Raw genomic sequence first — 7,376 nt, 5'->3', positions numbered from 1 at the left:
GCCAGGAACTTCTTGAGTTTTCTCTATCTCGTCAGTGCTCTCTTTTGGCTCAAATGAAAGATCAACACAACCTAGTCGCGTCAGCGGGCCGTAGGCCCTAGGGCGGGGCTTTAGACCCAGTTTTTTTGGTAAAGCCACAGGGGCAAGCCCGAGGTGCTCACTTCAAACTGCAGACGGGCCAAGGCTTCTGCTGCCGGCAAAAACCGAGACCAACCTCTGCGCCGGGGGAGCAGGTCGTAGAACTTCGCATCCGTCGGCAAACCGGCCAGCTCTGCCGCCCAAAGGCGGGCATCTTCCTCTGTGCCCAAGCGATCCACCACACCCAAGTGAAGGGCCTGCTCTCCGCTGAAAATGCGACCATCGGCAAAAGTTTTGACCACATTCAAACTTAACTTGCGGGCAGCGGCAACCGTCTGCACAAACTGGCCGTAGGTAATGTCGATCAATTCTTGCAGGATGTTTCGCTCTTCCGGGGTTAGCTCGCGATCAAACGAGAGAATATCTTTGTAGGGGCCAGACTTAATCACCTTAAATGAAATCCCCACCTTATCCAGGAGGCGTTCGATATTATTGCCTCGAATGATCACGCCAATGCTACCGGTGATCGTTCCTGGGTTGGCGACAATTTTTTCGGCTCCCATGGCAATATAAACCCCCCCAGAGGCGGCAATGTTGCCAAAGCTGGCGACAATACGGGTGCCCTTTTTCTCCCGCAAACGCAAGAGGGCATTGTAGATTTCTTGGGAGTCGGCCACCGTCCCGCCTGGACTGTCGATGCGCAGCACCACAGCAGGGATCTGGTTTTCTTCCACCTCTTTCAGGGCCTTGAGAACCCGCTCGCGAGTTTTGCCATCAATGGCCCCTGCCACCTCAATGCGACCGATTTGCCGGCGCAAACCACCCAAGAATAATCGCTTCAGCATGGAAAAGAACTGGATAGGGATAAGTGCATATTCTGTATCATGAATGGCGGCTCATGGCTTGGTCAACCAGTTGCCTAGACGTTGCCATACACCGGGATCACCGCCCCTCGCAGATCCCGCGCTGCTTCTGAGACCAAAAAGGCGATCACCTGCCCGATGGACTCTGGCTTGACCCACAGCTTGGCTCGCTCGGATCCCATGGCAGCTCGGTTGGCCGGCGTGTCGATGATGCTGGGCAGGATGACGTTGGCCGTGATGTCGGTGCCTTGGGTTTCGGCGGCAATGGTGCGGGTCAGGGCCACCACCCCCGCTTTGGAAGCGCAGTAGGCGGCCAATTGCGGGCCCGGCTCCACCGCTCCTCGGGATCCCACCGTTACAATCCTCCCATAGCCCTGTTGCCACATTCTGCGCAGGCTGTGCTTGCAGGTCAGGAATGTGGTGGTGAGGTTGAGGTCGAAGTCGCGATACCAGTCCGCCAAGCTGTACTCGTGGGTGGGGCCCATGGCAAAGCCCCCCACCAGGTGGATCAGCCCATCCACGCGGGGTAGGTCGGCAATGACGCGGGCAACCGCCGCCTCATCTGTTAAATCCACTTGCACAAAGCGAACCCGATCCAGAGCATTGGCCGGCAGGCGCTCCCGCAAAATGGCAAGATCTTTCTCTTGGCGATAGGTCAAGGTCAGCTCTGCGCCGCTGGCCAGCACCACGGGAACCACCCCCAAACCCAGCCCGCCTGTGCCGCCGGTCAAGAGGATTTGCTTGCCTTGGTTGCTTTGCATGGATGCACCTGCATTGGCGAAGGGGATCCAAAACAAATTGGGAGGGGAGTGCAAAAAAACTCAGAGGATTTTGAGATCCATCCAACTGAGCTTCCCTCTCTTACCCTACCCTGGTTCCTGCTCCTCTTGAGGAACAACAGCCCTTTTGGGCGCTTTCTCCAGCAACAGATCGCTCAAGGCCAGCCAGTGGGGCAGATCCAGCTCTTCGGCGCGGGCATCGGGGTTGAGGCGGAGCTGAGCCAAAGCTGCTGCGACCACCTCTCGCTCCACCAAGCTTCCCAGGGCATTGACGAGCTTCTTGCGACGGGTGGAGAACCCCTGCCGGAGGAGTTGGTGAAACCAGCGGGGATCCCGGGCGGGGGTGGGGGCGGGGCGGGGGGTGAGGCGATTCACGGCAGATTCCACCTTGGGGGCTGGCTTGAAAGCGGTGGGGGGCACCCTGCAGATCAGCTCGCAATCGGCCAAATACTGCGTCCGCAGGCTGAGGGCACCATAGGCTTTGCTGCCGGGGCTTGCCTGAAGGCGCTCTGCCAGCTCTTTTTGCACCAGAAGGACAATGCGCTCGAATTGCCGAACTGGCTGGGCTGGGGATCCGAGCACCTTTTCCAAAATGGGGCCGGTCAGGTTGTAGGGGATATTGGCCACCAGCAGGCGGGGTTGAGGAGGCAGCGGCAGGCGGAGAAAATCTCCCTCCAGCAGGTGAAAACGGGGTTGGCCGGCGAACCGTTTTTGCAGCAGTCGGCACAGATCCCGGTCGATCTCCACCGCCACTACCTGGACACCCTGGGCCAGCAATCGCCGCGTCAGTTGGCCGGTGCCGGGGCCGATCTCCAGCACCCAAGTGGGATCCGCGTCTCCCTCTAGATCATTCAACTGGGCAGCCCGCACAATCGCCTCGTGAACAGCGGGATCCTTGAGCCAATGCTGACCAAACCGTTTACGAGGATAGGGCATGGGGGAATGTTCGCGCAGTGCTGCGCCGCAACCGAGAGGTACCCAGAGCGGTTGAAGGAGAAATGGCCGGGTGGGTCATCGCTGGACTGAGTTGGGAACAGAAATCAAGGTGGGATCCGCATCCTCAGGTCTATCTCGGGCGGGTTGAGCAGGGAGCGCCTCTGGGTTCGGATCCCCGCTCAGGAGCGGCTTGCGGTAGAGGGGCACCGTAAAGGTGACGGTGGATCCCAGCCCTTCGCCCAAGCTGTAGAAATTGATCTCCCCTCCCATCGCCTCCACCAGGCGTTGGCTGATGGCCAGGCCCAAGCCGGTTCCTCCATATTGGCGGGTGGTGGAACCATCCACCTGCGTGAAAGCCTGAAACAGCTTCTGCTGCTTTTCCAGCGATACCCCGATCCCTGTGTCGATGACGCGGATGCGGGCCAAACCCGGGTTGCCGGGCAGGATATCCGCTCGCACGGTTACCGAGCCCTTGGGGGTAAACTTGATGGCATTCCCCACCAAATTGAGCATCACCTGCAACAGACGCTGATAATCTCCCAAGAGCAAAATCTGATCTGCAGTGTTGGGCAAGTGAAAGCTCAGTTGTAAGCCCTTCTGGCTGGCCTGCAAGCTGGTCTTGGCCTCCACATCCTTAAACAAGGCTCGCAGGTCGCAGGGCTGGAACTCCAACTGCATTTTGCCCGCCTCGATCTTGGCAATATCCAGCACATCGTTGATCAGGGCCAACAGGTGCAGGGCTGAGCGATAGGCCTCCTGCAAGAAGTCCAGCTCCTCTTCGCGGTTTTCGGCCATCCCGTCCAGCACCAGCTTGATAAAGCCGATGATCCCGTTGAGAGGGGTGCGCAGCTCGTGGGAGGTGTTAGCCAAGAATTGGCTTTTGAGCTGGTTGGCCGATTCTGCTTGGGCACGGGCCTGCTCCAGCTCCTTATTTTTCTGGCGCAGCGTCTGGTTGGCTAACTGCAAGCGGGTTGCCAGTTGGCGACTTTGATCCAGCAAAATGGCGTGGGCAATGGCTGCGCCCAGGTAGGTGGCAATGCTCTGGAGCACCTGAATATGGCTTGGCTGCCAAACAGGAACCCTGTTCAGATCCAATACTTCCAGCCAGAGCAAGCTGTTGGCATAGCCCTGGTAAGACATGGCAATGGCCAGATGTCGCCCTGCCTCCACCGGCTCTTCCTGTCTGAGGGCCTGTAGCAAATGGGGGTAATCTGCCAGCCGCAGGGTCTGGTTGAGGAGGGAGGGATCCCCAGGGTGGCAGCGATACTCGGCATTGACCGTGAGGGAGTCCTGCCCCACCTCGTAGAGGGCCATTAGGCAGCGGTCTACCCCAAACAGTTGCCCCAACTGCTCCACGGTCTGCTGGCACAGTTGCCGGATATCGAGGGAATGCCGGATGTTGCGCACCAACTGCGTCGTGATCCCCTGTACCGGGTCGGCCAGGACAGGATGGGGCTGGCTGTTGGGGCTGCTGGCTCCTCCGGCCAGCGCAAAAGGCGTGGCCCCCAGCAACTTGCCCACCACCGAAATCGCCACCACCTCCCCTTCCGTGTCCCGTACAGGGTTGAGCGAAAGATGGAGATGCAACTTGTAGCGGGGCGAGAGCACCTGGCATTCGTAGGAGAGGGGATCCCCGCTTGCAAACACCTGGTTGAGCTTAGCCTCATACTCCCCGGCGTTGGTCACCTCCCAAACTTGCTGTCCGCTCACGATGTGCTGAGGGTGGATGCCGTACTTCTCGGCATCTTCCCAGTAAAAACTCCAGAAGCGCCTCTGGCGATCCTGCGTGTAGAACATCGGAGTGGGTCGGAGCACACCCATGGGGGAGGAGACCACCATTGCGTTAGGGGAACACAGGCCAAAACTCAGGTTTTTCCAGAGGAAGCCGGGCTGGCGGGATCAGAGGCCGGGCGGGTTAGTGGGGCAGGATCCTTGTTGAGGCGGGCGAAGATCATGCGGCCTGCTGAGGTTTGAATGGCGCTGGTCACAACCACAGAGCGGGTTTTGCCCACAGAGCGCTGCCCTTCTTCCACCACCACCATGGTGCCGTCTTCCAAGTAGCCCACCCCTTGACCTGGCTCTTTTCCTTCGCGGGTGATCTTGATATCAAAGCTGTCGCCGGCAACATAGATGGGCCGCAGCGCCTCGGCCAACTCATTCACATTCAGCACCTTGACCCCCTGCAGAGCCGCCACCTTCTTCAGGTTGTAATCGGTGGTAAGCAGCGTTCCCCCCACGGTTTGGGTGAGGCGCACCAGCTTTTCATCGACAGTGGTCAGATCTGGATAGTTGGCTTCGTGAATAACGAAACGATCGGGGTAGGCCTCTCGCAAAGACTGCAGGGTATCCAAGCCTTTGCGGCCCCGCTCTCGTTTTTGGGCATCGGCTTTGTCGGCAATGGTCTGCAATTCCGTCAGCACAAAGCGAGGAACCACCAGGGTTCCTTCCAAGAAGCCCGTCTCGATCAACTGGGCCACTCGGCCATCGATGATGGAGCTGGTGTCCAAAACCTTGGCCGTGGCAGCCACCACATTGCCCTCCGCCCAGAGGGCTGCCTGCAAAGCATAGTTGGGGTTAAACAGCCGCAGCAGCGAGGGGCCGTGGGTATCGGCCAGGCTGACCCCCAGATAGGCAAAGGCCAAGCTGAAAAAGACCGAAGCCAGTGGCTCGAGGAACCTGTTGAGTTGGGGAGGCAAGGGCAGCAAGTACACAGGAGCCATGGCCAGATTGGCGATCACCAAGCCGATCACCAACCCCACCGAGCGGCTGATCAACACGTCCGGCGGCAGGGAGCGCACATTGGCCTCGAAGCGACGGTAGCTCCAGCGCACCAGGGATCCCAGAGCCAGCCCTGCCAGCAGGCCAAAGCCGCTGGTGACGACACGGGCTCCTTCCACATTGGCCCCCTGAATGGCGGCAGGAGGGAGCAGATCCAGGCCATAAAACCCGAGGCCAGCTCCCGCCAACATGAAGATCATGACCAGTAAAGCGTCTAGCATAAGGAAAAAGACGGCCCTGCTGAGTGGGTGATGCTGCTGGGAATAGGCAAATCTGCTTCCTATTCTAGTCGTCTGGCGTTGGAGGGATCCGGACAACCCAACCAGCCCTCCCCCAGAAGGATTCAGACTATGCTGAAATCATAGCGATCCCTTGCCGACTTGAGGGGTCTGTGGAGAAACCGCTACAATCCAAATCTCAACGAGGCTGAAAGCAACCATGGCACAGGCACTGGAACTCAATACCGAAAACGTCGAGAAAGTCCTGAACGAGCTGCGTCCTTACTTGATGGCCGATGGGGGCAATGTGGAACTGGTGGAAATCGATGGCCCGGTGGTCAAGCTGCGCCTGCAAGGGGCCTGTGGAGCCTGCCCCAGCTCAACCATGACTTTGAAGATGGGCATTGAGCGCAAGTTGCGGGAAAGCATCCCCGACATTTTAGAAGTGGAGCAGGTATTCTGAGAGGCCCTTCTTCCGCTTTGGGTTTTTGTGAGATTTCTTTAGGATTCTTCTCAAGTGTTGGATTGGGTGCCTTGATCAACTTGATCAACAGTCCCATGGTCTCTGGGTAGCCTCTGGTGGCTCTCTGCTCCCCACTTCTGTGCCTTTTCAGAGCTAGCGCATGTCTGTTCTCCTCTCCATCGCCATTCTCGCCCTGCTGATCCTGGTGCATGAGGCAGGCCATTTTGCGGCAGCCAAACTCCAAGGGATCCATGTCAACCGCTTCTCGCTGGGGTTTGGGCCGGTGCTGTGGCGATACCAGGGCAGGGAGACAGAGTATGCCATTCGCGCCCTGCCGCTGGGGGGCTACGTGGGCTTTCCTGACGAGGATGAACATTCTCCCTACCCCCCCGACGACCCGGATCTGCTGAAAAACCGCCCCGTGCTGGATCGCCTGGTGGTGATGAGTGCAGGGGTGATGGCCAACCTGATCTTCGCCTATCTGGTGCTGGTGTTGATGTTCGCCTCGGTGGGGATCCCCTCGGTAACGCGCATCCATCCCGGCATTCTCATCCCTCAGGTGATGCCCGATAGCCCGGCGGAGCGGGCCGGCCTGAAGGCAGGGGATGTGGTGTTGCAGGCAGCCGATCGCGATTACAGGGGGATTGCCGACGAGACGGCGGCCTTGGCAGCTCTGAACGATTTTCAGGTGCTGATCCGCAGCAGCGAGAACCGGCTCATTCCTTTGGAGGTGCAGCGCGGGGAAGGGGATCCCCTGCAGTTGACGGTGATCCCGGCGGCGCGGGGAGAGACGGTGGCCATTGGGGTGACCTTGGCCCCCAATCAAGAGGTGACCTTGCGCCCCGCCCAGAGCGTGGCCGAGATCCTCACGGAGGCGGGAAATGCCTACCAGCGGGTGGTGATGCTCAATCTGAACGGCCTGCAGCAGTTGGTTCAGAATTTCCAAAGTACGGCCACCCAGGTCTCCGGCCCGGTGGGGATTGTCAAGATCGGGGCCGACCTGGCCCGCGATGACGCTGCCAGCCTGTTTAATTTCACCGCTTTGATCAGCATTAATCTGGCCTTTCTCAACCTGTTGCCCTTGCCCGCCTTGGACGGGGGACACATTGCCTTTTTGATCCTGGAGGCGATCCGCGGCAAACGGCTGCCCAAGCATCTGGAGGAGCGGGTGATGCAGACGGGCTTGGTGTTGTTACTGGGATTGGGGGTGGTGCTGATCTTCAAAGACACCCTCGCCATTGTCACCGGGTCAGGCTAGGGG

The 7,376-nt window shown here is 59.2% G+C and carries 7 protein-coding genes; 2 read left to right on the top strand and 5 right to left on the bottom strand.

Annotation, left to right across the window (positions count from 1 at the left end; translation table 11 throughout):
• Positions 1-110 precede the first annotated feature (110 nt).
• From sppA to NW816_RS10275, 5 genes are all read right to left on the bottom strand, one after another.
• On the bottom strand, positions 111-923 hold the full coding sequence (gene sppA / locus NW816_RS10295; RefSeq protein ID WP_414355892.1) for a signal peptide peptidase SppA: 813 nt from the start codon (positions 921-923) through the stop codon (positions 111-113).
• Between the two features lie 74 nt (positions 924-997).
• Positions 998-1,702 (bottom strand): 3-oxoacyl-ACP reductase FabG, encoded by a 705-nt coding sequence (gene fabG / locus NW816_RS10290; protein ID WP_414373529.1) that lies wholly within the window; start codon positions 1,700-1,702, stop codon positions 998-1,000.
• A gap of 105 nt (positions 1,703-1,807) precedes the next feature.
• Positions 1,808-2,656, bottom strand: coding sequence for a 16S rRNA (adenine(1518)-N(6)/adenine(1519)-N(6))-dimethyltransferase RsmA (gene rsmA / locus NW816_RS10285; RefSeq protein ID WP_414409092.1), 849 nt, complete (start codon positions 2,654-2,656; stop codon positions 1,808-1,810).
• Positions 2,657-2,731: 75 nt separating this feature from the next.
• Positions 2,732-4,477, bottom strand: a complete 1,746-nt coding sequence (locus NW816_RS10280) for a sensor histidine kinase (protein WP_414409091.1) — start codon at positions 4,475-4,477, stop codon at positions 2,732-2,734.
• A 44-nt stretch (positions 4,478-4,521) separates the two neighbouring features.
• Positions 4,522-5,655: a PIN/TRAM domain-containing protein gene (locus tag NW816_RS10275; protein WP_414409090.1), complete on the bottom strand. Its 1,134-nt coding sequence runs from the start codon at positions 5,653-5,655 to the stop codon at positions 4,522-4,524.
• Positions 5,656-5,872: 217 nt separating this feature from the next.
• Here NW816_RS10275 and NW816_RS10270 point away from each other — a divergent pair, with 217 nt between their 5' ends.
• Positions 5,873-6,115: a NifU family protein gene (locus NW816_RS10270; protein ID WP_011432622.1), complete on the top strand. Its 243-nt coding sequence runs from the start codon at positions 5,873-5,875 to the stop codon at positions 6,113-6,115.
• Positions 6,116-6,275: 160 nt separating this feature from the next.
• Complete coding sequence (rseP, locus tag NW816_RS10265; protein ID WP_414409089.1) at positions 6,276-7,373, top strand: RIP metalloprotease RseP; 1,098 nt, start codon at positions 6,276-6,278, stop codon at positions 7,371-7,373.
• The last annotated feature ends 3 nt before the right edge of the window (positions 7,374-7,376 follow it).

This window comes from Synechococcus sp. W55.1, from assembly GCF_047461655.1.
GTDB lineage: Bacteria > Cyanobacteriota > Cyanobacteriia > Thermostichales > Thermostichaceae > Thermostichus.
Note: the sequence above shows the minus strand (reverse complement) of the source record. Positions and strands in the feature narration are given on the sequence as shown.

Coding starts and splice junctions, on each gene's coding strand:
- rsmA (WP_414409092.1), bottom strand. CDS start 2,656: ATGCCCTATCCTCGTAAACGGTTTGGTCAGCATTGGCTCAAGGATCCC.
- NW816_RS10270 (WP_011432622.1), top strand. CDS start 5,873: ATGGCACAGGCACTGGAACTCAATACCGAAAACGTCGAGAAAGTCCTG.
- NW816_RS10275 (WP_414409090.1), bottom strand. CDS start 5,655: ATGCTAGACGCTTTACTGGTCATGATCTTCATGTTGGCGGGAGCTGGC.
- rseP (WP_414409089.1), top strand. CDS start 6,276: ATGTCTGTTCTCCTCTCCATCGCCATTCTCGCCCTGCTGATCCTGGTG.
- fabG (WP_414373529.1), bottom strand. CDS start 1,702: ATGCAAAGCAACCAAGGCAAGCAAATCCTCTTGACCGGCGGCACAGGC.
- sppA (WP_414355892.1), bottom strand. CDS start 923: ATGCTGAAGCGATTATTCTTGGGTGGTTTGCGCCGGCAAATCGGTCGC.
- NW816_RS10280 (WP_414409091.1), bottom strand. CDS start 4,477: ATGGGTGTGCTCCGACCCACTCCGATGTTCTACACGCAGGATCGCCAG.